At 65.7% G+C, this 22,962-nt stretch carries 16 protein-coding genes; 5 read left to right on the top strand and 11 right to left on the bottom strand.

What is annotated here, in order from left to right:
* Positions 1-6: 6 nt before the first annotated feature.
* From ABIB80_RS18410 to ABIB80_RS18400, 3 genes are all read right to left on the bottom strand, one after another.
* Positions 7-2,592, bottom strand: a complete 2,586-nt coding sequence (locus tag ABIB80_RS18410; RefSeq protein WP_007600932.1) for an EAL domain-containing protein — start codon at positions 2,590-2,592, stop codon at positions 7-9.
* A gap of 142 nt (positions 2,593-2,734) precedes the next feature.
* The gene (locus tag ABIB80_RS18405) at positions 2,735-4,027 is read right to left on the bottom strand and encodes an MFS transporter (protein WP_088941181.1); all 1,293 of its coding nucleotides are present in this window, start codon (positions 4,025-4,027) and stop codon (positions 2,735-2,737) included.
* A 265-nt stretch (positions 4,028-4,292) separates the two neighbouring features.
* Positions 4,293-6,683, bottom strand: coding sequence for a bifunctional diguanylate cyclase/phosphodiesterase (locus ABIB80_RS18400; protein WP_007600929.1), 2,391 nt, complete (start codon positions 6,681-6,683; stop codon positions 4,293-4,295).
* A gap of 315 nt (positions 6,684-6,998) precedes the next feature.
* Between ABIB80_RS18400 and ABIB80_RS18395 the strand changes: the two genes are divergently transcribed.
* Positions 6,999-8,165: an ABC transporter substrate-binding protein gene (locus tag ABIB80_RS18395; protein WP_035994256.1), complete on the top strand. Its 1,167-nt coding sequence runs from the start codon at positions 6,999-7,001 to the stop codon at positions 8,163-8,165.
* 6 nt (positions 8,166-8,171) lie between these two features.
* Here the strand turns inward: ABIB80_RS18395 and ABIB80_RS18390 are convergent, their stop codons facing one another.
* From ABIB80_RS18390 to ABIB80_RS18375, 4 genes are all read right to left on the bottom strand, one after another.
* A complete protein-coding gene (locus ABIB80_RS18390; protein ID WP_007600926.1) occupies positions 8,172-9,149 on the bottom strand; it encodes a hydroxyacid dehydrogenase in 978 nt (325 codons plus the stop codon).
* Between the two features lie 12 nt (positions 9,150-9,161).
* On the bottom strand, positions 9,162-11,039 hold the full coding sequence (locus ABIB80_RS18385; RefSeq protein WP_007600924.1) for a TRAP transporter large permease: 1,878 nt from the start codon (positions 11,037-11,039) through the stop codon (positions 9,162-9,164).
* 7 nt (positions 11,040-11,046) lie between these two features.
* Positions 11,047-12,078 (bottom strand): TRAP transporter substrate-binding protein, encoded by a 1,032-nt coding sequence (locus ABIB80_RS18380; protein ID WP_007600923.1) that lies wholly within the window; start codon positions 12,076-12,078, stop codon positions 11,047-11,049.
* Between the two features lie 142 nt (positions 12,079-12,220).
* A complete protein-coding gene (locus ABIB80_RS18375; RefSeq protein WP_157158653.1) occupies positions 12,221-12,505 on the bottom strand; it encodes a hypothetical protein in 285 nt (94 codons plus the stop codon).
* Between ABIB80_RS18375 and ABIB80_RS18370 the strand changes: the two genes are divergently transcribed.
* Complete coding sequence (locus ABIB80_RS18370; protein WP_007600921.1) at positions 12,504-13,991, top strand: caspase family protein; 1,488 nt, start codon at positions 12,504-12,506, stop codon at positions 13,989-13,991. The two genes, ABIB80_RS18375 and ABIB80_RS18370, sit on opposite strands and share 2 nt — an antisense overlap.
* 186 nt (positions 13,992-14,177) lie before the next feature.
* Positions 14,178-15,845 (top strand): SulP family inorganic anion transporter, encoded by a 1,668-nt coding sequence (locus tag ABIB80_RS18365; RefSeq protein ID WP_007600919.1) that lies wholly within the window; start codon positions 14,178-14,180, stop codon positions 15,843-15,845.
* Positions 15,846-16,006: 161 nt separating this feature from the next.
* On the opposite strand, the gene ABIB80_RS18360 is transcribed toward ABIB80_RS18365, so the two are convergent.
* The 3 genes from ABIB80_RS18360 to ABIB80_RS18350 all read right to left on the bottom strand — a co-directional run bounded on the left by ABIB80_RS18360 (position 16,007) and on the right by ABIB80_RS18350 (position 19,333).
* The gene (locus ABIB80_RS18360) at positions 16,007-16,369 is read right to left on the bottom strand and encodes a hypothetical protein (protein WP_007600918.1); all 363 of its coding nucleotides are present in this window, start codon (positions 16,367-16,369) and stop codon (positions 16,007-16,009) included.
* Between the two features lie 118 nt (positions 16,370-16,487).
* Entirely contained in the window at positions 16,488-17,807 is a 1,320-nt protein-coding gene (locus ABIB80_RS18355) for a Spy/CpxP family protein refolding chaperone (protein ID WP_007600917.1), read from the bottom strand.
* 86 nt (positions 17,808-17,893) lie between these two features.
* A complete protein-coding gene (locus ABIB80_RS18350) occupies positions 17,894-19,333 on the bottom strand; it encodes an FAD-binding oxidoreductase (protein WP_007600916.1) in 1,440 nt (479 codons plus the stop codon).
* A gap of 88 nt (positions 19,334-19,421) precedes the next feature.
* Between ABIB80_RS18350 and ABIB80_RS18345 the strand changes: the two genes are divergently transcribed.
* Positions 19,422-19,928, top strand: coding sequence for a thioesterase family protein (locus tag ABIB80_RS18345; RefSeq protein ID WP_007600915.1), 507 nt, complete (start codon positions 19,422-19,424; stop codon positions 19,926-19,928).
* A gap of 5 nt (positions 19,929-19,933) precedes the next feature.
* Here the strand turns inward: ABIB80_RS18345 and ABIB80_RS18340 are convergent, their stop codons facing one another.
* The gene (locus ABIB80_RS18340) at positions 19,934-20,107 is read right to left on the bottom strand and encodes a DUF1328 domain-containing protein (protein ID WP_007600914.1); all 174 of its coding nucleotides are present in this window, start codon (positions 20,105-20,107) and stop codon (positions 19,934-19,936) included.
* Between the two features lie 241 nt (positions 20,108-20,348).
* Here ABIB80_RS18340 and ABIB80_RS18335 point away from each other — a divergent pair, with 241 nt between their 5' ends.
* Positions 20,349-22,955: an ATP-dependent helicase gene (locus ABIB80_RS18335; RefSeq protein WP_007600913.1), complete on the top strand. Its 2,607-nt coding sequence runs from the start codon at positions 20,349-20,351 to the stop codon at positions 22,953-22,955.
* Positions 22,956-22,962: the final 7 nt, after the last annotated feature.

The raw sequence follows: 22,962 nt of genomic DNA, 5'->3' as shown, positions 1-22,962 counted from the left end.
GACGCCCTACGCCGACCGCTTCACCGCAGTCGCGCCGGCCGGTGCAATGTCGAGACGAGCCAACATCGCCTGCGCCTGCTCGGCGCAGTGCTCGATCAGCCAGCGCTCGAAGGCAACAGGCGCGAGCGCGGGTGCGTAAAGAAAACCCTGCACGACGTCGCAGCCAAGTTCGGCCAGCACCTTGCGCTGCGCCTCGGTCTCGACCCCTTCGCCGACGACGGTCATGCCGAGGCCCTGCCCGACGCGCACCACGGCGGTGGCGATCGCGAGCGCGCCGGCGTCACGCTCGATGTCGCGCATGAAGCTGCGGTCGATCTTGAGCTCGCGGATCGGCAGATGGGCGAGCCGGCTGAGGCTGGAATAGCCGGTGCCGAAATCGTCCACGGAAAGCCCGACGCCGAGCTCCCGGATCGCATTCATCGTCTCGAGCGCGGCGACGCTGTCCTGCATGAACGCGCCCTCGGTGATCTCGAGCATCAGCGCATCCGCCGGCAGATCGTATTCGGCGAGGATGTCCTTGAGCCGCGCGGCCAGCGTGACGCTGCGGAAATTGATCGGCGACAGGTTCACCGACACGGATGGAATGCCGAGCCCGGCGCGGCGCCAACTCGCCATCTGCCGGCAGGCCTCGCGCACCGACCACAGGCCGATCTGCTCGATCAGGCCGCACTCTTCGGCGAGCGGGATGAATTTTGCCGGCGAGACGTCGCCGAGCTCGGCATCGTGCCAGCGCGCCAGCGCCTCGACGCCATGGATCGCGCCGTCGCAGCTGCGGATCTGCGGCTGATACCTGAGGGTCAGCGCCCCCTCGGCGATGGCGCGGCGCAGCGCCGCAATCAAGGCCAGCCGCTGCTCGGTGAGCCCGTTCATCTCGGCGCTGAACAGGCGATGGGTCGAACGTCCCGCCTGCTTGGCCATGTACATGGCCGCGTCCGCCTGTTGCATCAGGGTGTCGATGTCGGTCGCATGATCGGGATAGAGGCTGACGCCGATGCTCGCCGACATCTGCAGCTGCCTGGAGCCGAGCCGCAGCGGCGCCGCTAGCGCTTCGGTAATTCCGGCCGCGACGCGCTCGGCACCCTCGGCGTTGCGCCGCGGCAGCAGGATGACGAACTCGTCGCCGCCGAGCCGCCCCAGCATGTCCTCGGGTCCGATCTGCTCGCGCAGGCGCTGCGCCAGCTGGATCAGGAGCTCGTCGCCGGCGGCATGACCGAGCGTGTCGTTGACGTCCTTGAAATGATCGACGTCGAGGAAGGCCAGCGCGACGTGGCTGCCGGTCGGGCAGGCATCGATGGCGGTGGTGATCAGGCGTCGCAATTGTGCGCGGTTCGGCAGACCAGTGAGGATGTCGTGATAGGCGAGCCGCGCGATCTCGGCGCGCGCTTCCTTGCGCTCGATCGCGAAGGCGCCGAGATTGACGCAGGCATCGACGATGCGGCGGTGCCAATTGCTCGGCGCGCGCGGCTCCCGGTAGTAGAAAGCGAAGGTGGCGATGACCCGTCCGTCCTTGGCCTTGACCGGCGTCGACCAGCATGCGCGCAGGCCAATCGCGAGCGGCATCGCCTTGTAGGGCTGCCAGCGCGGGTCGGTCTCCAGATCGGTCGCCAGCACCGGCTCGCCGTAGAAGGCCGCGGTTCCGCACGAGCCGACATTGGGACCAATGGCAATGCCCTCCAGTGCGCGGGAATAGTCCTCGGGCAGGCTTGGGCCGCCGAGCGGATGGATCAGGCCCGCGGCATCGACGTGAAGCAGCGAACAGACGACGTCGGGCGCGATCTGCTCGACACGGCGGCACAGCCGGTCTGCAATCTCGCCGATCGGAACCTCATCAGCGAGCGCGCCCATGATGAGCTGCTGGAGCGAGTGCAGCTGCTTGGTCTCCGTGATGTCCTCGAGCAGCGCGAAGATGTGCTTGACCTGGCCCTTCCTGTCGCGGAAGGCATCGATGCGGGCACAGACCCAGATCTCCTCGCCATCCTTGTCATAGGCGAGCATCTCGACCTCGCCGCGGTGGCCGCCATCCATCAGGCGCTTGACGAGCTTCGCAACGGCCTTGCGATCGGTGTGGCGGCCGGCGATCAGGCCCCGGGCACGGCGGCCTTCGGCTTCCTCGCTGGTGTAGCCGAACAGCGTCGTGAAGGCGGAATTGACGTAGACGATGTTCTGGTCGGTGTCGGTGATGAGCACCGCGCGGTTGGTCTGGTCGGAGACGGCGTGGAGAAGCCCGATCCTGACGCGGCGCTCGGCATCCGCGGTAACGTCACGCGCGAACACGATGCGATGGGTCACGCCGCCACTTGCAATGGATGAAAGCGAGATGGCCGCCCGGATGCGGCTGCCGTCGTGTCGCACCAGGCTGATCTCGTCACGGAATTCCGCACACGGTTCGGCCTGGAGGCATTTGAGGCTGAGAAGTCCGGCGTCGCGGCCGAGCACCTCAGCCCGTGCGAGTTTCCAGATCCGCTCTGCACCGGCATTGAAATGCGTGATGCGATACGCGCTGTCGACGATGACGATGCCCTCTTCGGCGCGTTCGAGCGCGGCCAACAGCACTTCCGGAGTTTCTGTCATGGGACAATCGGAGGCAGACATCGTTGGACCCGGAGGCATCGGGAAGATATGGCAACCGAGGCTAGCGCCGCGATGGTGTCCAAGACGTTTTTGCAGTCCCGTCGCAACGCGACATGCTTAACATTCCGCAAAAGACGCGAAGGTAATCCGGTGCGTACGGAACCTATTCGGCGCCGGTCCCAGCCTGAAGCTTGCCGGCGACGGCGCGCACCTTGCGCGGCGCGGCTTGCCAGATCGAGAGCGCCGACAATCCGCTCACAATGATGGCAACGCCAAAGGCGAGCGTGTAGTCGCCGACCCGATCGTAAAGCAAGCCGGTGACCCAGGGACCGGCGGCGCCGCCGGCCAATGCTGCCAGCATGATGGTGCCGAAGATGCTGCCTTGGTGCTTGCCCTGAAAAATCTCGAACACCACTGCGCCCATGATCGAGGTCAGGCCGTAGCCGAGCGCGCCTTGCGTGAACACCATGAGATAGACCAGCCACAATGACGGTTGGAATTTCAGAGCCATCAGCGCTGCGAAAGAGATCGCAAAACCCGCGCAGCTGATTGCCCATACCCATTCCCGCCCGATCCGGTCGGAGACATGGCCGAGCAGGATCTGGCCGGGAATGCCGAGCAGGCTGACGATGCCGAGCGCCCACACCGCGACACCCGGGCTGAAGCCGATGTCGAGCAGGAATTTGGTCTGGTGCACCTGCACCGCGTACCAGATGTACAGGCCGCAGAAATAGCCGAGCGCGATCCACCAGAACCGCGCCGTGGCGACCGCTTTCCGGAGTGTCCATTCGGTCCGGGCCCAGACGGGATCGACGATGTTGGAGACGGGTTTTGCGGCGCCTGCGGCCGGCGCGGCATCGCCGTCAGGCCGCAGGCCGATATCCTCGGGGCGCCTGTGCAGGAACAGATTGATCGGCGCCAGCACGATCAGAATCATCAGGCCCATCGCCGTGCAGGCCGTGCGCCAGCCGGTCTGTTCGATCAAGTGCTGCACCCAGGGCAGCAGCGTCACCGAGCCGATGCCGACCCCGGCGAAGGCAATGCCGATGGCGAGGCCGCGTGTGCGGATGAACCAGTTCGGCAGGAACAGCGACTGGCCGGAATAGCCGAGACACACCGAGCCGGCGCCAACCATGACGCCGATGGTGACGTAGAGATGCCATGGCTGGCTGGTGAGCGGCGCGAGCAGCAGCCCGCCACCCATCAGAACCACGCCGAGCTCCATCACCGCGCGCGGGCCGGCGCGGTCCATCAGCCGGCCGATCAGCGGGCTGACCATGCCCGACACCACGAAGCCGAAGGAAAAGGCGCCCGCGGTGACGCCGCGCTCCCAGCCGAACTCGGAGATGATGGGAGGAAAGAACAGCGAGAAGGCGGTGCGCGCGTTGACGCCGATGGCCATGGTGACGAAAGTCACCGCGACCACGACCCAGCCGTAGAAGAACGGAAGCCGCATTGTGTGTTTCATCCCTGGACGGTCCTTCCGACCATCCGGGACTGCCCGGGTCAAGCGCTTTTCGCGCATGCCCGTTGAGTAAGGTGATCGCGCTGGAAGAAGTACTGGCAAGCACCTCGCCTGCGGCCATCCTTCGAGACGCCCGCTTCGCGGGCTCCTCAGGATGAGGACAGAGTGTTTGGCGACAATTCAACAGGCCCCGATGCCACCTAGCCTCATCCTGAGGAGACCGCGAAGCGGTCGTCTCGAAGGACGAGGCGGGCGCTCAGGCGGCGTCGAGTTGGGATGGTTTGACGGGCACGTCGAACATGATCCGTTCGATCGGGTGCGGGCGGCCGAACAGATAGCCTTGCGCGAAATTGACGCCGAGCGCCTTCAGCCGCTCGTACTCCTCGCGGGTCTCGACGCCTTCGGCGGTGACCGACATGTCCAGCCCGCGCGCCAGCGTCACGATCGAGGAGATGATGGCGGAGCTGCGCGGCTGATGCGTGAGGTTGCGGATGAACGACTTGTCGATCTTGATCTTGTCGAACGGGAACGCGGTCAGGTAGCTCAGCGACGAATAGCCGGTGCCGAAATCGTCGAGTGCGAGCGCGATGCCGATGCTCTTCAGCCGCTCCATGAAGGCGTGGTTCTCGACGCCGCGTTCCAGCAGAACGGATTCCGTGATCTCAATCTCCAGCCGCCGGGGCGGCAACCCGGAATCGGCGAGCGCCGCGCTGATCATCTCGAACAGCTCGGCCTCCTTGAACTGGATCGGCGACAGGTTGACTGCAACCGCAAGGTCGGACGGCCAGCCGGCCGCGTCAGCGCAGGCGCGTCGCAGCACGAACTCGCCGAGCGGCACGATCAGCCCGGTCTCCTCCGCAAGCGGGATGAACTGGTCCGGCGCAATCAAGCCGCGCGTCGGATGCCTCCAGCGCACCAACGCCTCGAAGCCGCGCCGCGCGCCGCTGAGGGCGTCGACGAACGGCTGGTAGTGCACCTCGAGCTGACACCGCGCAATGGCGTCGCGCAGATCGCCTTCCAGCGTGCTGCGCGCCTCGAGCTCGGCCGACATCGCCTTGTCGTAGATGGTGAAGCAGTTGCGGCCCGACGATTTCGAGCGGTAGAGCGCCAGGTCGGCCTTCTTCAGCAGCTGCTCCTGATCGCTGCCGTGATCGGGCGCGATCGCAATGCCGATGCTGGTGCCGATCTCGACGCGGTGTCCGGGAAGAAGGAACGGCTCGGCCACAAGCTTGGCGATCCGCCCCGCCAGTTCGGTCGAGCAGACGCGCTGATCCTCGCAAGCTTCCTGGATGATGGCGAATTCGTCGCCACCAAGCCGGGCCAGCACGTCGCTGGCGCGCAGCGCGGATTTCAGCCGTTGTGCGACCTGACGCAGCAGCGCATCGCCGGCACCGTGACCGAGCGAGTCGTTGACGTTCTTGAAGCGGTCGAGGTCGAGCATCAGGATCGAGAAGGTCCGACCGCCGTCCTTCAAACGACCATTGAGCTCGTCGAGCCGGGCCAGGAAGAAAGCGCGGTTCGGCAATCCGGTCAGGATGTCGGTCTGGGCGAGTTCGAGCACCCGCCGGTTCGCCAGCGACAACCGCTGCGAATTGCGGCTTGCGAGCATGAGATAGGTCGAAAGCGACAGCGTCAGCAGCATGCCGACGATCAGCACCGCGCCCGCGCGATCGTAAGTCGTCTCCAACGGACCGCCGGCAGTCGGCACCGCCCGCACCTGCCAGTCGGTGTCGCCGATCTTGAGATTGCCCGACCAGTGCAGGGCCCGCGCGACGTCCCGCATCGACTGCGGCGCCGTGGCGGCCGACGAATAATCCGGCAGCATCTCCTCCAGGCCGACGATCTGCCACGCAAACGGCGGATAGACGTTGACGCTGACCGCGGGGCTTGCGCCGGTGGTCACGCGAATGGACTGGATCAGCAGCGGCAGGTCGAAGACGCCGACGACGAAGCCGGCGAGATTGCGGCGTCGGTCCACGACCGTGTCGCGCGACGTTCCCTTGGCGTAGACGGGAATGGCGACGAGAACGTCGGGCAACCGGCCGCCCGCCCTCGGCTCGAAGAGGCGGGTGCGAATGGCCGAGACCCGGTCGGTGTCGCGCGCGCGCTCGAGGAGCGCGCGGCGCTCCGGAACGGTCGCGTAGTCCATGCCGTAGACCGGAGACGTCTTCGGCTGGGTCGAGTAGAGCACCGGAAAATATTCGTCGCTCTGCGGCGCGGTCGCGAACCCATCGCCCTGGAGCGACTTGATGCGATAGCCGGAGACACCGTCCATGATCGCCGCGGCCTCGTATTCGGCGCGCTCCTTGCGGTTCACGCGCGGCACCCAGGAGATGCGCAGCATGCCGGGATGGCGCTCGAACAGGCGGGTGCTGAAGGTCTCGAATTCGCTGCGGGTGATCTCCTGGTTGGTCGATTCGAACAGGGTGCGTAGCGCGACGAGCCTGGAGATGTACTCGCCCATGCCGTTCTGCATGACGATCACTTCAGTCTCGGCCGCGTTCTCGAACTCGATCTTGTTGACGCGGCCTTCCCATCGCGCCACCGCGGCCGCGGCCACGACCGAAAACAGAAGACCTACACCGACCGCAACGAGCGCAGGGCGATAGAGCCCGAGCAGCGGCGCGGCACGCCACCATCCGGTCATTCGCCTCCGATCCTGATCGTTCTGATCCCGACCGTCCATTCAGAAACCGCCGTCCCCTCTCCCGGTCAACCGAACCTCTGGTTGAGCCGCCGGAGCCACTATCGGAACAGGACCGCGGTTAAGAACTGCACAATTTCAGGCGCCGGCTGTTCCGCATGACCCGCCTTAGTTAATGAAATGCAGGACGATGCGGACTTTGACGAAGCAAGTTGCCGGTTTTCCCCGGAGTAGTACGGAGCCATCGATACATCGCCGATTCATCCTGCGGCGATAGCTTTCCCGAAGCTACTCACCGCACCGGCAAGACTTTTCCTGATGTATCGATCTCGATCTGCGACGTCCATCGTCATGACCGTCGTCCTCCTGGCAGCAATCATGCTGCCGGCGAAAGCCGACGAGATCGGCGTCAGCGAGGATGCGATCCTGTTCGGCCAGGCCGCAGCACTCGAGGGTCCCTCCTCCGCACTCGGACAGCGGATGCGGCAGGGCATCGTCGCAGCCTTCACCGAAATCAACGCCAAGGGCGGCGTCCACGGCCGCAAGCTCCAGCTCATCAGCCGCGACGACGGCTACGACCCCGACCGCTCGGTAGCGCAGACGCTGCAGCTGATCGAGGACGACAAGGTGTTTGCGCTGATCGGTGCGGTGGGCACACCGACCGCGGTGGCGACGATACCGATCACCAGCGCCAGGAACGTGCCCTTCATCGGTCCGTTCAGCGGTGCCGAGTTCTTACGCGACCTCGAGCTCGCCAACGTGGTCAACATCCGTGCGAGCTATGGCGCCGAGGCCGAGGCATGGGTCAAGCACCTCACGGAGGATCGCCATTTCACCCGCATCGCCATTTTCTACCAGGACGATTCCTTCGGGCGCGACGGTCTTTCCGGCGTGAAGGCCGCGCTTGCCAGGCGCGGCCTCGAGCTCGCCGCCGAAGGCACCTTCGAGCGCAACACCCGCGCCGTCGCTTCGGCCTGGCGCACGATCAAGCGCGTCGAACCCGAGGCGATCGTCATGGTCGGGACCTACGGTCCCTGCGCCGAGTTCATCAAGCTCGCGCACCGCAGCGGCGCCAATCCGACCTTCGTCAACATCTCTTTCGTCGGCGCCGTTGCGCTCGCCCGGGAGCTCGGCCCCGAGGGCGAAGGCGTCGTCGTCACGCAGGTCGTGCCGTTTCCCTGGGACCGCTCGCTCAAGCTCGTCGCCGACTATCAGGCCGCGCAAACCGCGTTCGACCCGACGCTGACGCCGAATTTCGTGTCGCTCGAAGGCTACATCGCCGGCCGTCTCGCGGCCGCGGCGCTGGAACAGGCCGGACCGCAACCGACCCGCGCGAGCCTGCTGCGCGCGATCAACGATGTCGGCCGCTTCGACATCAGCGGCAGCACCGTCACCGTCGGCATGCGCATGATCGACGCGCCACCAAAGGTGTTTTTAACGGTGATCCAGAAGGACGGGACGTTCAAAGCCGTGGACCGGCTGTAGAGCGGATCACGGCCGCCGCGTCCAGCGCTCGGCGTTGACGGCGCCTTGTGGGGCCTCGCCTTTGACGATCGCCTCGACCTGGCGCACGGTTTCCAGCGACTGATATTCGATCGCCTGCGGCGTCAGGCCGCCGACATGCGGCGTGGCGATGACGTTGGGATACTTCGCAAGCTCCGGATTTGGCATCTGGTCAGGCGCGCGGCCGACATCCATCGCGGCACCCGCGATACGATATTCAAGCAGCGCCTTCGCCAGCGCCGCTTCGTCGACGAGATTGCCGCGGGAGAGATTGACGAAGACCGCATGCTTCTGCATGCGCGCCAGCGCCGCCTCGCCGATCAGGTTTTCGGTCTGTTCGTTGGCGATGGCAAGGCAGACGACATAGTCGGACGCGGCGAGGAGCTCGTCGAGGCCGACCTGCCGGATGGCGCTGTCGCTCACGGTGGCAAACGGATCTGCGACCAGCACCTCCATGCGCATCACCTTGGCGATGTCGGCGAGGTAACGCCCGATGCTGCCATAGCCGATGATGCCGATCTTGCTGCCGGCCAGCTGACGGCCCATCCGGGCTTCCGGCCTGCGACCGGCGTGATAATCGGCCGTCGCTCGGGACACGCCGCGGGAGAGATCGACCATGAAGCCAACCGCGAGCTCGGCAACGGCTTGCACGAAGCCGGGCCCGGCGCGGGTCACGAGCACGCCGGCGTTCGAGGCGGCCTCGATATCGACATTGCGAATGTCGACGGCGCAGCGGACGAAGGCGCGCAGGCGCGGCAGTTGCGCAAAGATCTCGCCGCGGCCCTCGGTCATGCGGTCGGCCACGATGATGTCGACATCTTTGGCAGCGCGCACGAGGCTGGCTGAGACCAGCGTCTCATCGCTCTCGTGCAGCACCACCTCGGCGGCCGCGCGCAAACCGTTCAGGCTGCGATTGCCGTAGTAATTGCGGCGCATCTCCGGCGTGTGGGCCAGCAGGACTTTCACGGCAAGACTCCTTCAGTAGCCGAACGCGCGCGGCAATGCCGTGCTGAGCCATGGCACGAACGCGATCACGAGCAGGCAAAGGAACAACAGGCCAAGATAGCCCATGATCGGCTTCACCGTCTGCTCGATCGGCACGTTGCCGATCAGGCAAGCGCCGTAGAGCCCGAGCCCGAGCGGCGGCGCGAACAGGCCGATGCCCATCGCGATCACGAGCACGACGCCGAAATGCAGGGGATCGATACCGAGCTGCACGGCCACCGGCAGCAGCAGCGGCCCGAAGATGATCAGCGCGGCCGCGCCCTCCAGCACCGAGCCCATCACGATCAGCACGGCGATCGCGAGCAGGATGAACAGCCAGGTGCCCGAGGTCTTGGACAGTCCCAGCATGAAATCGCCGACCGCATGCGGCACCTGCTGCAAGGTCAGCGTGAACGCCAGCGATTGCGCCGCCGCGACGATGAACAGCACGAGCCCCGCGCGCGTTGCGCCCTGGACGAAGCTGTGCGCAGCCGATGTGAAGCTGAGCTCGCGGAACACCACGCTGCCGACGACGAGCGCATAGGCCACCGCGAAGGCGGATATCTCGGTCGCGGTGGCAAAGCCGCTCTTGAAGCCGAAGAAGATCATGAAGATCAGGCCGAACGAGGCGATCGCGCCGCTCCACAGGCCCGACACCGGCATCTGCGGCGCGATGTCCTCGGCATCAGCCGCAGTCTCAGCCGGAGTCTCAGTCGGCGTCTTGCCGAAGATGATGGAGACGGCGATCAAGGCCAGCGCCATCAGCGCGGCCGGCAACAGCCCTGCGACGAACAGGCCGCCGATCGACAAATTCGCGACGAAACCCAGGATGATCAAATTGATGCAGGGCGGAATGGTCTCCGCCATCACCGCGGAGGCCGCGAGCAGCGCCACGGCACCGCCCGGATTCTGCTTGGAGCGGCGCGCGGCCGGAATCAGCACGGAGCCAACCGCGGCGACATCGGCCATCTTCGAGCCGGAGATGCCGGAGAACAGCACCATCGAGGCCACCATCACGACGTTGAGGCCGCCGCGCATGCGCCCGACCCCACGCTGCAACAGCTCGATCAGCCGCACCGACATGCCGTTGGCTTCCATGAGGTAGCCGACGAGAATGAAGAACGGAATCGCGAGCAGCACGAAATTATCGATGCCGCGCGCCATCTGCTGCGCGAAGATGACGCCGGGCAGTGCGCCCTCGACCCAGATGAAGATCAGCGCGGCCAGCGCTAGCGCAAAGCCGATCGGCAACCCGCCGACCAACGTCGCGAAGAAACCGATCAGCATCAGCGTGCCCGCCGAGGGCACCGTGGCGGGCGACAGATAATCCCAGGCGAGATAGAGGCCGGTCACGATGGCAACCGCGACGAGGCCTCTGACGATGTCGGGGAGCGGCCTGGCGCAGAGCTGGTCGATCGCAAACACCGTCATGAACAGCGCGCCGGCGCCCATCGGGTAGAAGGTCAGCTCCAGCGGCAGGCCCGACCCGGTGGTCTGGCCCGCCGTCAGCGAGCCGAGCTTGATGGAATTGTAGGCGACGTAGCCCGAAATCAGCACCACGAGCAGCGCACTCGCGGCGTCGACCAGCGCGCGCAGCCGTACCGGAGCCAGGTCGCGGAAGAAGGAGACGCCGACATTCTCGCCGCGCGCGAGCGCACTCGCCGCGCCGAAGAAGGCCGAGCCGACCATCAGGCCGCGCGCGACGTCGTCGGACCACTCCACCGGCGCGTTGAAGCAGAAGCGCAGCAGCACGGAACCGCAGACGACGACGAGATCCGCAGCCAGCAAAATGGCCGCGATCGCGTCGCTGAGGCGAAGCAGCAGGGCGATGCTCCCGTGGCGGCCGCCCGAGAGAGGTACGGCAGCTGTCATTGCCACGTCAGGCCTGCGTGGCGCGAATGATGTCGATGACGGCCTTGGATTCCGGCCGCGCCTTGATGAAGTTCTCGATTTGCGGCGCGACGCGCTTCTTGAACGCCTCGCGGTCGCATTCGGCCACCGTCACGCCCTTTTCGGTCAAGGCCGACAGCGCCTCCTTCTCGACCGCGAGCCCATGGGTCCGCGTGTCCGCCGCGGCCTTCTTCGCGGCATCGAGGAAACCGTCGCGCAGCTTCGGATCCATGCGATTGTAGGTCGTGTCGCTGAAATAGATCGCGAGCGGCGAGAAATTGTGCTGCGTCAGTGAATAGAATTTCGCCGTTTCGAAGAACTTGCTGGCCAGGATGGTCGGCGGATCGTGCTCCAGCCCGTCCAGCACGCCGGCCTGCAATGCCGTGTAGATTTCGCCGAACGCCAGCGGCGTCGCGGCGGCCCCCATCAGGCGCAGGCATTCCGTGATGACGGGATTTGGCAGGGTGCGGATCTTGAGACCGGCGAGATCTTCCGGCGTCTTCACCGGCTTCCTCGCAAGTACGCTGCGCGAGCCGAAATTATAGGCCCAGGCGATGATGCGGATGTTGCTGCCCTTGAGCAGCGCGTCCTCGATCGGCTTGGCCGCGCCGGCGTCGAACGCCTTGGTCTGCTGCGGAAAGCTCGAGAACAGAAAACCGAGGTCGTAGGTGCCGACCAGCGGCACCAGATTGGCCGAGATCGAAGAGCCCGACACCATGAGGTCGATGACGCCGAGCTTCACCGAGTTGATAACGTCGATTTCCTGACCCAATTGGTTGTCGGGAAAGAACGCGACGTCGATCTGCTCACCGAGGCCGTTCGCCTTCAGGTTCTTCACGAGATTGTCGTAATAGACACGGCCGTTGGCGAATTTGGGATCGTTCGGCAGCGAGGAGGAGCATTTCAGCTTCAGCGTCGCGGCTTCGGCGCGGCCGATGAGTGCGGGGGAGAACACGAGGCCGGCGGCAAGTCCCGTCGACGACTTGATGAACGCGCGACGGTTCACGGGCACGATGGACATGGTGCGGTCTCTCCCCAATTATTATTTTTCGCGCCACGGTCGTTGCCGCAGCCCGTTGCGCGGACTGTATGGCCAAAGCGGCGGTGCAGGCAAGACTTGCGGCCGACCGCTGCAAAGCGGCGGATCGCGAAGATCGACGGCATCATCGCGCGCCGAAACAGTCATATTTTGCAGGATTTTCGATCAGATCGGCATGGGGGCCGATGCGCGAGAAGATGCTTTCGCGCAGCGTTGGGATCAATCCAATTGGCGCATGGATCAATGCGCAATTCACATGGATGGTGCCAGAACGATGCTGCACCAGCTCTGGCAGACCTTCTGCCCCATTTTGCCGCAGCTCAACGTGATCCAGTGCACAGACAGACGCATGGCGGCCACCTAGAAAAGGTGACATCATCGTGCGCATTGCCGATGGAGGTGACACCATGCGCCGTCCAGTTCTTCGCAATTTGTTTCTTGCATCCGGTCTTCTCGCGCTCACGCAATTGACGACGCCCACGGAGGCGGCGGCCGAAGCGCGGCTCGCGCTCGTGATCGGTCAATCGGCCTATCGCACCGTCCCGGAACTGCCCAACGCAGCCAACGATGCCAAGGGCATGACGGAGCTGCTCGGCAACGCCGGCTTCACCGTCACGACGGCATCCAATCTGGCGCAGAACGACATGCGTGAGGCGATCTCGGATTTCGCCGGCAAGGTCAGCGCCAGCGGCGCCGACACCGTCGCGCTGGTGTTCTATGCCGGCCACGGCCTCCAGATCGACGGCGAGAACTATCTCGTTCCCGTCGATCTCGATCCCAAGCGCGAAGCCGACATCCCGCTGCAGGGTGTGCGGCTCAACGATTTGCTCAACACGCTCGGCGCGCTGCCGACACGAGCCCGCATCTTCATGCTCGATGCCTGCCGCAACAATCCGTTCCCGGCGCTCAGCGGCGCCGGACACGGGCTCGCAATCGTCGACACCAAGGCCGGCGCGCCGGGCTCCTTCATTTCCTATTCGACTTCGCCCGGCTCCGAAGCCGAGGACGGCAGCGGCATCGACAGCCCCTACACCACCGCGGCGCTGACCGTCGCCAAGCAGCCCAATCTGCCGATCGAGGAAGTGTTCAAGCGCATTCGCGTCGCCGTGGCGCAATCGACCGACGGACGCCAGATCCCCTGGGAAAGCTCGTCGCTGACGACCGACTTCAAGTTCTTCGGCGGCGACAGCAGCGGCAGTCAAACTGCGCTTCCTGGCGCATCCTCCATGGCACTTGCCAGCGGCACGCGCAGCCTAGAGGATTGGCGCAAGGATTTGCAGGGCAAGCCGGCCATGGTCGCCTATGAGATGGTGATCACCGACGACACCGTGCCGGCGTATCAGGCCTATATCGAGTTGTATGCTCAGGACACCCGTACGCCGCGGCTGCGCACGATTGTGGAGCGCCGGCGCCAGATGCTGGCGTGGGAGCGCGCCACCGCGATCAACACCCGCGCCTCGTTCGAGGCTTATCTGGCGAACTGGGACAACAGCGACCTCGCTGCGACCGCACGCAGGCTGCTGCTTCGCGTGCAGAACCGCAACTACGTCTTGCCTGCCGTGGTCGCGGCCGCTCCTGCCCCGGTCGCCGTCGCGATGGCGCCAACCTGCCCGTGCTCGACGCCTTCGACACCGGCAACGCCGGTCAACCCGACGATCGCGCCTGTGATCAAGAAGCGCGTCGACGACACGCCGCCGAAGCGCAAGGTGGTCGACACGCCGCCCAGGCAGCGCCGGCCGCCGCCTGATGAAGTGATCTACGAGCGCGCGCCGCCGCCGGATCGCGGCCCGCCGCCCGGCGCCATCATGCAAGGCATTGGCATCGGTGTCGGGATCGGCATGGGTATGGGCGGCGGACGCGGCGGCGATTATCACAACGACCGCGGCCGGTACTGAGCCCACTCGCGAGATACGGAGGACAGATCTGTCCTCCGTCATTGCGAGCCACCGGGGCCGCGCTTCGCGCGGACCCGGTGGCTCGCAATGACGACGGATGGAGATAAACTGCGTCTTCTGCTTCCCGATACGGAAATGCTGTAGTCTAACCGACTAACGCCAGGGCTTTCCGGGGACTCCACATCGATGCCGCACGACGCTCACGCCAAGCCAGCTTGGCCGCTGTTTCGCTCACTCGCGTCCTATTCCCTCCCGGGCGACCTGATGGCGGGGCTGACGCTCGCGGCGATCGCGATTCCCGAGCAGATGGCCACGGCGCGGCTCGGCGGCTTCGCGCCGCAGATCGGCTTCTTCGCCTTTATGGCGGGCTCGCTCGGCTTTGCGATGCTCGGCGGCAACCGCTTCCTGTCCTGCGGCGCCGATTCCACGATCACGCCGATCTTCGCCGGCGGACTGGCGGCGCTGGCCGCCACCGGCTCGCCTGAGTATCAGGGGCTCGCGATCGCGCTGGCACTGATGGTCGGCGCGATGATGCTGGCCGGCGGCGCTTTCCGCCTCGGCGGCATCGCCAATCTCTTGTCCGTGCCCGTCATGGTCGGCTTCCTCGCCGGCATCTCCGTCCACATCATCGTCTCGCAATTGCCGGGCGTGCTGGGTCTGGACTCGCCGGGCGGGCCGACGCTCGATCGCATCGGTGTGCTCGCAAGCGAGCTCGGCCGCACCAATCCCTTCACGCTGTGCATCGGCTTCGGTGTGCTGGCCGTGGTCTTCGTCTCCGAGAAGGTCAGCGCAAAAATTCCGGGCGCGCTGATCGGGCTCGTCGCCGCGACGCTGGCCACGATCGCACTCGGCCTCGAGAGCAAGGGCGTCAATGTCGTAGGCCTCGTGCCGGGGACGCTGCCGCGGCCGACCTTCCCCGAGCTTGCAGCGGAGCAATGGGTCCGCCTCGTGCCGCTCGCCTTTGTCATCACGGTCGTGGTGATGGTGCAGACTGCGGCGACGACGCGCTCGTTCCCGTCCGATCCCGACAAGCCGGCCGATGTCGATCGCGATTTTCTCGGCGCGGGCGCCGGCAGCGTGCTGTCGGGCCTGTTCGGCGCGTTTCCGGTCAATGCCAGCCCGCCGCGGACGGGCATTGTCGCCGAGACCGGCGGACAATCGCAGCTCGCGGGTCTCGCCGCCGCTGCGATCGTGCTGGCGCTGCTCGCGTTTGGAACGGGATTGCTGCAGCACGTTCCGGACGCAGCCCTCGGCGGCATCCTGCTGTTCGTCGCGCTGCGCATCATCCGCGTGAAGCAGATCGTCACGATCTATCACCAATCCCCGAGCGAATTCCTTCTGATCGCCGCCACCGCCGCGCTGATCATCGTGCTGCCGATCCAGCAGGGTGCGTTCCTCGGCATCGTGCTGTCGCTGCTGCACGGCATCTGGAGCACGACGCGCGCGCGGCTGGTCGAGTTCGAGCGCGTGCCGGGCACCACGATCTGGTGGCCGGCGCACCCGCACATCACCGGCGAGCGCATCGACGGCGTCGCCGTGATCGGGTTGCAGGCGCCGCTGTCGTTCCTCAATGCGCCCGGCTTTCGCAGCGACGTGTCCAGGGTGCTCGGCGCGACGCCGCCGCAACTGCTGGTGCTGGAGGCGAGCGGCATGGTCGAGATCGACTTCACCGCCGCGCAGATCCTGCTCGACGTTTTCAGGGCCTGCAGCGAACAGGGTGTCACGGTCGCGCTGGCCCGGCTGGAATCGGTACGCGCGCAGGCCGCGTTCGAGCGGTTCAGGCTGTTCGAGGCGCTGCCCCGGGAGAACGTCTTCCACAGTGTGGACGAGGCCGTGCGGAAGTTGGCGAAATAAGTCCTGCTACGCACTCCGATCCTCATCCTGAGGAGCCCGCGAAAAGCGGGCGTCTCGAAGGATGGCCACGGGCGAGATCCGGGCCTTCATGGTTCGAGACGCGCGAAGACGCGCTCCTCACCATGAGGGTCTTGGTGCAACGACGATCGCGCGAGCACCGCTCACTGCGCCAATGTCGGATGATCCCGCTGGACCGTTTCGCGGATCCAGCTGGCATGGATCGCGCGAAACAGGATCTGCGCCGTCTTGAGGTCGTTTGCCTTCATGCAGAGATCGACGATGCGGTGCACTGCGTCGTCGCGCATCAGTCCATCTGAGATCTTCATCGCGATTTCCATCGCGACTTTCGCCGCGCGCTCGTAGCGCGCGCTGTCGCGCTTGTCGTTGCGCGCGCTGCCTGCCGCGCTGGCCGCAGCCGCGTCACAGATCGCACGGATGCGCTCGGCGGCGTCGATGTCGCCGAGCGGTCCTTCGACCGTCTCATCCCAGACGTCGCCCGCCTTCTTCCTTGCGAACCACTCCATCACCCCGCCACCCGTGGTCTTCCGGCCACCGCATTGTTTCTGCTTCAGCGCCACCCAGCATAGAGAACCGCAGTGCGATCGGCGAGGCGGTTTTCCGCCACGGCTTTTTGCGACGCGCTCAGGACGTCCGACGCGGCCCGATCGCCTCGAACTGCGCCTTCTGCTCGTCGCTCAACGTGCCATAGAAATCCTCGAGCGCGGCCCGCACTGATTTCACGCCGTCCAGCATCATTTCGAGCCGCTTGTGAACCGCGGCCATGCGCGCCGGTGGTGTCATCACGTCGCTGGGCTGGCACGCGTCCTTGAGCGAATCTTTGACCCTGGCGCTGGTATCCTGAAGCACTTGCAGAGCAGCACGCTGAGTCTCACTGGGATGGAGCCGCGCGCCGATCTCGCCGGCTGGCCAATCGAGCCCAACAGGCGCACCGCAATTCTGAACCAGCGATGCGCTGGCGTCGCGGGAAGCCGCTGTCCGGCGCTGATCCTCGGCCAACGCATTGAAACGGGCCTTCTGCTCGTCGGTGAGGGCCCCATAGAATTTGTCGAGCGCCGGTTGCACCAGCTCGACGGCCTTCTCCATCGCCTCGATGCGCTGCTGCATCGCCGCCAACCGACCGGGCGCCGTCGCCGCGACTTGCGTTGGACAGGCCGCGCGGATGAGCTCTGCTGCCTGGATCGAGACATTGCCGAGTTCGTCGAGGCTTGCGCCTTGCGCCTCGGTCGGCTGCACCGCCGCGACGATCTGGTCGATCGGCAGACCGACGATTTCGCGACGGTCGCTGCCGCAAAGCTGATCGAGCGCAACGCCTCGCGCTTGCCGTCGTCCCTGCGATCGTTGCGGCAGATAGGCCGAGAGGCGATCATAGCCATAGGGGCCGAACATGCCGGCATAGATGTCGGGATAGCCGTAGCCCCAGAAGCCGAGACCGTCGCCCCAGATCGCGTAGTCGTAGAGGTCGTTGTAGGCGAACGGCCAGAACAGCGGCCCGACCCAGCCATAGCCGCCCCCGGCATGTTGCCACCAACCGCCGCTTGCGCCGTGCCAGCCGGCAAGGGCGGCCGCAGCTGCGATCTGGGCCCGCGCCGCCGGATTGCTGATCAGCCGGCCATTGCGAAACGCGCTGGAGTGCGCGTTCAGGGCATTGCGAAAATGCGCGGGACGGATACCCGTATTGCGGATCTGACCGAATTTCGAGGAACCATGTCGGGCTCCGGCTGCGAACCGCGTCCCGCCATGATGCCCGCCGCCGCCATGCGCGTGCCCGAAACCGTGACCGCCGAAATGACCGCCGCCATGATGGCCACCCCCGTGCCCACCGCCATGCCCGCCCCCGTGCCCACCGCCATGGCCGCCGCCATGGCCGCCTTTCGCCAGTACCGCTCCCGCCAGCATGCACGCAAATGCCACCGCGGCAATTCGAATGACCGGTCGCACCATTGTACCCTCCCGCGCAGACCCCTGCCATTGAGGCATCGGAACTGGCGGGAGTTGGAACCGACAGGACTGCCGAAAGTTCCCGGTCGTTAGCTGCGCAGGCTCTCCGCCTCCGGCACGATCTTGCCGGGGTTGAAGATGTTCTGCGGATCGAGCGCATGCTTCAGCGCCCGCATCGCATCCAGCGCTTCCGGCCCGAGCTCGGCCCTGAGATATTTCTGCTTGCCCTGGCCGATGCCGTGCTCGCCGGTGCAGGTGCCGTCCATCGCCTGCGCCCGCTCGACCAGGCGGTGCATGAATTCCTCGCCGCGCGCCATCTCGTCGGCATCGTTGGTGTCGCAGACCAGCGAGCAGTGAAAATTGCCGTCGCCGACATGACCGACGATCGGCGACAACAGATTGAGGCGCTTGAGGTCTTCCTCGGTCTCGCCGACGCATTCCGCAAGCCGCGAGATCGGCACGCAGACGTCGGTCGCGACCACGCCGATGCTGTCGCCGGGCCGTAGCGCCTTCACCGACCAATAGGCGTCGTGCCGTGCCTGCCAAAGTTTTGTGCGATCCTCCGGCTTGGTGGTCCAGGAGAAATCACCGCCGCCGCAATCCCTGGCGATCTCGCCGAACGCCTTGGACTGCTCGGCCACCTCGATCTCGCTGCCGTGGAATTCCATCAGCAACAGCGGCGTCTCCGCCAGCGTCAGCTTCGAATAGGCGTTGCAAGCCTTCACCTGCGCGGCATTGAGCAGCTCAATGCGCGCCACGGGAATGCCGGTCTGGATCGCCAGGATCACGGCCTGACACGCGCCATGCACGGTCTCGAACGACACCGCGCCGGCTGCGATCGTCTCGGGAATGCCACGCAGGCGGATGGTCAATTCGGAGATGATGCCGAGCGTGCCTTCGGCGCCGACGAACAGATGCGTCAGGTCGTAACCGGCCGACGATTTCTTTGCGCGCGTGCCCGTGGTGATGATCTCGCCGTCACCGCGGACGACCTTCAGCGCCAGCACGCTGTCGCGCATGGTGCCGTAGCGCACCGCATTGGTGCCGGAAGCCCGCGTCGAGGCCATGCCGCCGAGCGAAGCGTCAGCGCCGGGGTCGATCGGGAAGAACAGGCCCTGGTCGCGCAGATGCTCGTTCAGCGCCTTGCGGGTGACGCCGGGCTGGATCACGCAGTCGAGGTCCTCGGCGTGCACCGCCAGCACCTTGTTCATGTCGCGCAGGTCGATGGAGATGCCGCCCGCGGGCGCATTGACCTGGCCTTCGAGCGAAGTGCCGGTGCCGAAGGCGATGACGGGGACGCCGTTCTTCGCGCAGATCCGCACCACGTCCTGGATGTCGGCGGTCTCCTGCGCCATCACCACGCCGTCCGGCGGCTGGTTGGGAATCCACGTCGTGGTGTGGCCGTGCTGCTCGCGGACGGCCTGCGACGTGATGAGGCGGTTGCCGAATCGTGCGGCAAGCTGCTCCAGCGCGGTCGCGAGGGCTTTCGGCGCCGGCCGCGGCGGATTATTGGTGATGGTCGTACCCACGGAAATTCCTCCCGACGAGAAGAGACCGTGGCAAAGGACATCTAACCGGTCAAGTCAAGCGACCGGACGCATAGCTGGGGAAGGACACATGCCGGACACTGTCACCGCTGCGCCCGATGCCGAGCCGTTCCGCGCCTCGATCATGCAGATCGAGCCGCAATGGATCGACTACAACGGCCACCTCAACATGGCCTATTACAACGTGATGTTCGACCGCGCGATCGACCAGATGTGGCTGACGCTTGGGATCGGGCCGGGCTATATGAAGGAGCGAGGCGGCTCGACCTTCACTGCCGAGTGCCACGTGCGGTATTTGCGCGAAATCCACTTGGGCGATCCCGTGCAGGTCTCGGTCTGGCTGCTGGAGGCCGACGACAAGCGGCTGCACACATTCCAGGAGCTGCGGCACGCCACCGAGGGCTGGTTGTCGGCGACCTCCGAAAACATGTCGCTTCACATCGACATGGGCTCACGAAAGGTGGCGGCGTTTCCGCCAGACATCCGCGAGCGCATCGCAGCGGTGGTCAAGGCCCACAGTGCCGTACCGCGGCCCGAGGGCATCGGCCGGAACGTGGCGATGCCCTCGAAGCGGTAAGCGCGCTAGACCCTGTTACGGCCGCGGGCCAGACCGACAACGGCCGAGACCAGGAACAGCACGACCGCGATGAAGAAGATGATCTTGGCGATTTCGATCGACGCGCCGGCGAGGCCGCCAAAGCCCAGGATACCGGCGATCAAGGCGATAACCAGAAACGTCACAACCCAGCTAAGCATGGTCCGAACCTCTGTTTCGATGTCTGTCTGCGATCGGCGCGGCTGACGCGCCTCACTTGCAGAACCAATCGCCAACTCGGAACAATGGTTCCGGGCCGCTGGGGCCGGAAATTCGCCTGACCCGCAGGAACAAATTGGCTTTCCGCGCACGTGGAAAACCCCCGTCCGCGGCCCCATATAGGGACCAATCCCTGTTAAGAAGGCTCCCCTTTCACCACCCCGCGGTGCCAACGTGGGGCAAATGATTCGCATGACCGAGCCGAGCAAGATCACGTCCCAGAGCGTCCCCGACCACCAGCCCGCAGCCGGCGGCATTGCCGCGCGCGCGCGCGCCTCGGTGGGCCCGCAATACCTGTCCGGGCTCAATCCGGAGCAGCGCGAGGCTGTGGAGACGCTGGACGGGCCGGTTCTGGTGCTGGCCGGCGCCGGCACCGGCAAGACCCGCGTGCTGACCACGCGCATCGCCCATATCCTGAGCCAGGGCCGCGCCCGCCCCTCCGAAATCCTGTCGGTGACCTTCACCAACAAGGCCGCGCGCGAGATGAAGCACCGGCTGGGCCAGATGCTCGGCCATGCCGTCGAAGGCATGCCGTGGCTCGGCACCTTCCACTCCATCGGCGGACGCATCCTGCGCACCCACGCCGAACTGGCGCAGCTCAAGTCGAACTTCACCGTGCTCGACGTCGACGATCAGGTGCGGCTGTTGAAGCAGCTGCTGCAAGCCGACAACATCGACGACAAGCGCTGGCCCGCGCGCATGCTGGCCGGCCTGATCGACGGCTGGAAGAACCGCGGCCTCACGCCGTCGCAGGTGCCGTCGGGCGAAGCCGCCATCTTCGCCAACGGCAAGGGCGGCAAGCTCTATGCGAGCTACCAGGAGCGGTTGAAGATTTTGAACGCCGCCGATTTCGGCGATCTGCTGCTCGAGGACATCCGCATCTTCCGCGAGCACCCGGATATCCTGCGGCAGTACCAGCAGCGCTTCAAATTCATCCTGGTCGATGAGTATCAAGACACCAACGTCGCGCAGTATCTGTGGCTGCGGCTATTGTCGCAGGCACCGACGAAGCCAACCTCGCCCACTGTCATTCCGGGGCGGCTCGAAGAGCCGAACCCGGAATCCGGAGATGAGTCTGCCGTTCGAGATTCTCAGGTGCGCGATCGCGCACCGGAGTTCGATGCTACGCATCGCCCCGGAATGACGGAACTCGCTGCCCCCCACGTCAAGAACATCTGCTGCGTCGGCGATGACGACCAGTCGATCTATGGCTGGCGCGGCGCGGAGGTCGACAACATCCTGCGCTTCGACCATGATTTTCCCGGCGCCAAGGTCATCCGCCTCGAGCGCAACTACCGCTCGACCGGCCACATCCTCGCCGCCGCCTCGCACCTGATCGCCCACAACGAGGGCCGGCTCGGCAAGACGCTGCGCACCGAGGACCATGACGGCGAGAAGGTCACGGTGACGGGCTCGTGGGATTCGGAAGAGGAAGCCCGCGGCATCGGCGAGGAGATCGAGCAGATCCAGCGCCAGGGCGACAAACTCAACGAGATCGCGATTCTCGTTCGCGCCTCCTACCAGATGCGCGAGTTCGAGGACCGCTTCGTCACGCTCGGCCTGCCCTATCGCGTCATCGGTGGCCCGCGCTTCTACGAGCGCGCCGAAATCCGCGATGCGTTGGCCTATCTGCGCGTCATCAATTCACCGGCCGACGATCTCGCCTTCGAGCGCATCGTCAACACGCCCAAGCGCGGCCTTGGCGATGCCACCGTGCAGATGCTGCACGATCACGCCCGCAAGCGCCGCATTCCGCTGTTCGAAGCGGCGCGCGCGGTGGTCGAGACCGACGAGCTGAAGCCGAAGGCGCGCGGCTCGTTGCGCGACGTCGTCGCCCAGTTCGACCGCTGGCGCGCCCAGCGCGAGGTCACGTCGCACACGGATCTCGCCCAGATCGTGCTCGACGAGAGCGGCTACACCGAGATGTGGCAGAAGGACCGTTCGGCGGACGCCGCGGGCCGGCTCGAGAACCTCAAGGAGCTGGTGCGCTCGATGGAGGAGTTCGAGAACCTGCAAGGGTTCTTGGAGCACATCTCGCTGGTGATGGACCGCGACAGCGGCGCCGATGAGGACGCGGTGTCGCTGATGACGTTGCATTCGGCCAAGGGGCTGGAATTCGACAACGTGTTCCTGCCGGGTTGGGAAGAAGGCTTGTTTCCGAGCCAACGGACGCTGGACGAACAGGGCCGCGCCGGCCTTGAGGAAGAGCGCCGGCTCGGTCATGTCGGCCTGACCCGAGCCCGCCGCCGCGCCAAAATCTATTTTGCCACCAATCGGCGGATCCATGGCACCTGGTCGACCACGATCCCCTCGCGCTTCCTCGACGAATTGCCCGCGGCCAATGTCGAGATCACGGAATCCAAGGGCGGCTCGGCCTGGGGCGGCACTGGCGGCTACGGCGCCTCCCGCTTCGACGACATGGAAGCGTTCGGCTCCACCTATTCGACCCCCGGCTGGCAGCGCGCCCAGGCCAATCGCAATCGCGGCGGCGGCGGGGGCGGTAATGGCGGCCGCGGCAGCTTCGAGGAACAGGCCTCGTCGTTTTCGTCCCAGTCGTCCTCGCCCGATTTCGGCAGCTTCTCCTCGCGCCGTCGGGGGCCCCTGACGATCGAGGGCGAGCTGGTGGCCAAATCCACCGGCACGACCTCGGAATTCTCGCTCTCCGACCGCGTCTTCCACCAGAAATTCGGCTATGGCCGCGTCACCAAGATCGACGGCAACAAGCTCACCATCGCCTTCGACAAGGCGGGGGAAAAGAAGGTCGTGGACAGTTTTGTGCAGCGGGCGTGAGGCCTGC

It is taken from the genome of Bradyrhizobium sp. i1.15.2 (assembly GCF_040548425.1).
In the GTDB taxonomy this organism is placed as follows: Bacteria; Pseudomonadota; Alphaproteobacteria; order Rhizobiales; family Xanthobacteraceae; genus Bradyrhizobium; species Bradyrhizobium canariense.
This window is presented reverse-complemented; position numbering and strand designations above follow the sequence as displayed.

Bases quoted from the DNA above. Each gene is read 5' to 3' on its own strand.
- ABIB80_RS18410 (WP_007600932.1), bottom strand. From the start codon at position 2,592: ATGTCTGCCTCCGATTGTCCCATGACAGAAACTCCGGAAGTGCTGTTG.
- ABIB80_RS18405 (WP_088941181.1), bottom strand. From the start codon at position 4,027: ATGCGGCTTCCGTTCTTCTACGGCTGGGTCGTGGTCGCGGTGACTTTC.
- ABIB80_RS18400 (WP_007600929.1), bottom strand. From the start codon at position 6,683: ATGACCGGATGGTGGCGTGCCGCGCCGCTGCTCGGGCTCTATCGCCCT.
- ABIB80_RS18395 (WP_035994256.1), top strand. From the start codon at position 6,999: ATGTATCGATCTCGATCTGCGACGTCCATCGTCATGACCGTCGTCCTC.
- ABIB80_RS18385 (WP_007600924.1), bottom strand. From the start codon at position 11,039: ATGACAGCTGCCGTACCTCTCTCGGGCGGCCGCCACGGGAGCATCGCC.
- ABIB80_RS18380 (WP_007600923.1), bottom strand. From the start codon at position 12,078: ATGTCCATCGTGCCCGTGAACCGTCGCGCGTTCATCAAGTCGTCGACG.
- ABIB80_RS18370 (WP_007600921.1), top strand. From the start codon at position 12,504: ATGCGCCGTCCAGTTCTTCGCAATTTGTTTCTTGCATCCGGTCTTCTC.
- ABIB80_RS18375 (WP_157158653.1), bottom strand. From the start codon at position 12,505: ATGGTGTCACCTCCATCGGCAATGCGCACGATGATGTCACCTTTTCTA.
- ABIB80_RS18365 (WP_007600919.1), top strand. From the start codon at position 14,178: ATGCCGCACGACGCTCACGCCAAGCCAGCTTGGCCGCTGTTTCGCTCA.
- ABIB80_RS18360 (WP_007600918.1), bottom strand. From the start codon at position 16,369: ATGGAGTGGTTCGCAAGGAAGAAGGCGGGCGACGTCTGGGATGAGACG.
- ABIB80_RS18355 (WP_007600917.1), bottom strand. From the start codon at position 17,807: ATGGTGCGACCGGTCATTCGAATTGCCGCGGTGGCATTTGCGTGCATG.
- ABIB80_RS18345 (WP_007600915.1), top strand. From the start codon at position 19,422: ATGCCGGACACTGTCACCGCTGCGCCCGATGCCGAGCCGTTCCGCGCC.
- ABIB80_RS18340 (WP_007600914.1), bottom strand. From the start codon at position 20,107: ATGCTTAGCTGGGTTGTGACGTTTCTGGTTATCGCCTTGATCGCCGGT.
- ABIB80_RS18335 (WP_007600913.1), top strand. From the start codon at position 20,349: ATGATTCGCATGACCGAGCCGAGCAAGATCACGTCCCAGAGCGTCCCC.